Annotated in this window: 4 protein-coding genes; 1 reads left to right on the top strand and 3 read right to left on the bottom strand. The window is 45.8% G+C overall.

All coding sequences use genetic code 11. The features are described from left to right. Positions 1–423 precede the first annotated feature (423 nt). The 3 genes from BZG79_RS15560 to BZG79_RS15555 form a co-directional block, all read right to left on the bottom strand. A complete protein-coding gene (locus tag BZG79_RS15560) occupies positions 424–813 on the bottom strand; it encodes a nitrous oxide-stimulated promoter family protein (protein ID WP_077669585.1) in 390 nt (129 codons plus the stop codon). A gap of 120 nt (positions 814–933) precedes the next feature. Beyond that, positions 934–1,077: a hypothetical protein gene (locus BZG79_RS16985; protein ID WP_277919976.1), complete on the bottom strand. Its 144-nt coding sequence runs from the start codon at positions 1,075–1,077 to the stop codon at positions 934–936. Between the two features lie 17 nt (positions 1,078–1,094). Further along, entirely contained in the window at positions 1,095–2,054 is a 960-nt protein-coding gene (locus tag BZG79_RS15555) for an NnrS family protein (protein ID WP_077774860.1), read from the bottom strand. 306 nt (positions 2,055–2,360) lie between these two features. Between BZG79_RS15555 and BZG79_RS16980 the strand changes: the two genes are divergently transcribed. Beyond that, complete coding sequence (locus BZG79_RS16980) at positions 2,361–2,492, top strand: hypothetical protein (protein WP_021023439.1); 132 nt, start codon at positions 2,361–2,363, stop codon at positions 2,490–2,492. The last annotated feature ends 107 nt before the right edge of the window (positions 2,493–2,599 follow it).

Below are 2,599 nucleotides of genomic sequence, written 5' to 3'. Positions count from 1 at the left end.
ATTAATTACTATCTTATGGCAACCTAGTCTACGACGCAACCAGATTCTGATTGAGGGCGTATTCGATACCTAATACATTTCGCGCGATCCGTCAGAGACCTGCACTGCGCCCATCTAGTCGCTGATTGAGAGCTAAAGGCCGATCAGGCTGCAAGGTCATCGGCATGATATTCGTCACCAAGGCATTCAAGGATTCGCACGACCTGGCTGAATCGAATTTTTCATCAGCCTTTCGTGAACCCCTTTAGGGATGTGAAGCAGCAGCTGCTTTGAGGCACCCGCCTCAACCTTTCTTGCCAACCAGGAAGTACGGAGAGAACGAAGCTTGTACAGGTGTTCGTAAAACATCGGATACACCACTTAATCCCGGTATCCATCACAAGTCCATAAGTCAACGCTCTACTGAGTTTACTTGATGTATTTTTAGTTGCCCGATTTTTGCTTTTCCAGTCGTTTGTGACGGTTAGAATTCTTAGGGATTAGATACGGTGGAACCGCTTTGCGCTCATGGTATAAGTGTCTAAGCGCAAGGATCGGGTGAGACAGTAACATTCTTGGACCAGCGTACCGCATGACCGTCTTCATCTCTTGCTTTTCTGCCTTCTTATAGCAGTGGATAGGACAACGATTGCAAGTCGGTTTGTCTTGACCATAAGGGCAACGATCCAACTTCACTTCTGCATAGTCTCTCAAATGTTGGCACGCTGAACAGAGCGACTTGCCCTGATGATGATCACGACAATAGATTTGTATCATGCATGAAACGGTTTTAAATTCTGTTATAAGCTCACCGGTTAACCACTTTGAATCCATACCTTACACCTATAAAATAGTAGCAATAATAGCGGTAAGGCATAAGAAGGATGGTAACAGTAATAGCCTGCATTAAACCCTACTCCAAGCTTACCTTTTATTAATAATAATGTGATAAGACTACCCCGCCGCGCCATCTGTGCGTGCTTGACTCAGCATGGGGCCAAATCGTACCGCAAACCAGCCATAGCTTATCGTCCAAAGCAGTGCTGATGCAGCGACCAGCTCTAGGGTATAAACTGGCCAAAACCACATGCCAAACACACGCACTAATGCTGAAATCAACAGAGCATAAAACAACCAAGAAACAGCGGGGCCCTGATAAACATNGCAAAAAGATGCCAAATGAGGTTTGATGCCCAAGGGTTCATCACCAACGCTTTTAATATCAATCCAAGTGGTAAAAAGACATAAAATAGATGAAGCGAAAACAGCATCGGCACCTTGTATGCTTTCCAGCCTTGCCAGCGATAGAGCCGAACACATTGAGCAATACCCGCTGTGAGCAGCAACCCACGCGCGACTATGTTATCAGTGCCGGACACCAAAGTGACGCCAATCAATAGCACAAACAGAGCGATAATCGCTCGCTCTAGCCACACAGGTGTGCTGGACACCTGTATACCCAACTTCTTCTCCGTAAAAAACGGGATCACACGGCCACCCATTACGCTAATAAGCAGCATGAACCACAACAAGGTACTGTGCCAAACTTGATTAATAGGTAGTGAGACTTCCCCTAGCTGTACGCCGTAAGACAATGCGTTAAGTAAGGCCGCCACCGCTAAAATAGGAATAAATAGGTAATTGCGCTGACGTTTAGTCACTACCACGCGATAACCCAACGACCATGCCACGCAGGCCATAAACAGGGTATCAAGTACAAGGCTCGCCCAAATCGGGACATCCACCCAGAAGCTCAACCGCGCCAACAGCCATAATGAAAAAATGGCGAAAAGCTTCAGTCCTCGGGTTCCGGGCACACCCGTCCAGTTTTGCACCGCCGTCATTAAGAACCCACCGACAATTGCCATCGAAAAGCCAAACAGCATCTCATGAGCGTGCCACCACAGGGAGGGTACGCTCAGCGAAAAAAGGTTAGGATCAGTATAAAGCCCTGCCCAAACGGTAATGACAATGCACGAATAGAGCGCTCCAAAGAGAAAAAACGGCCGAAAACCAAGTCGAAATAGGGGTGGGATCCGATCCTCTTTTTGTTTATCCGTAACGTTTAACAACATAACCAAGCACTCCGTGAGTCAATCAGTTTCTCACCCTAGCACAAAAGAATGCTTCTCAATTGATGTCAAACAAGTCTAAAACAATTTAATGTGCCACAAAAAGTAGGGTTGTTTTGATGATTTATCGACCAAGCTACACATAAGTAACCCAAAGGGCTGGACGTCACCGGTGATAACCACAACAATTTGCTCATCACCTACCCGCGCAATATTTAAGCGGTACAGATACAGATTAAGGAGGTCCATGACCAACCCATCTAGCACAAAATTTGCGGTTCTCGGTGCCGCTCTGAATGGGATGAAGAAGTGATCGAGGACACCGGTCTACAAGCGGCGTATGACCACCAACTGCATGATGATGAGGGCGAGCCCTATCGCGGGATAGAAATAGAAGAAAAGACCAAAACAGCCGAAGCAGAGCGCATAGATGAAAACTAATTACAAAAATATCATTTAGTACAGATATAAAGTTTAAACTTGATCACAGTTCAAACACAAACTATGCTTTTTACATACTGATATGTAATTTAGTTACACATAAGGAG

Origin of the sequence: Salinivibrio sp. MA427, from assembly GCF_001996115.1 — a bacterium.
Taxonomy (GTDB): domain Bacteria; phylum Pseudomonadota; class Gammaproteobacteria; order Enterobacterales; family Vibrionaceae; genus Salinivibrio; species Salinivibrio costicola.
The sequence above is the reverse complement of the archived record's forward strand: the minus strand, read 5'-3'. Positions and strand labels throughout refer to the sequence as shown.

Excerpts from the sequence above, each read along its gene's own strand:
- BZG79_RS15560 (WP_077669585.1), bottom strand. The coding sequence starts at position 813 with ATGGATTCAAAGTGGTTAACCGGTGAGCTTATAACAGAATTTAAAACC.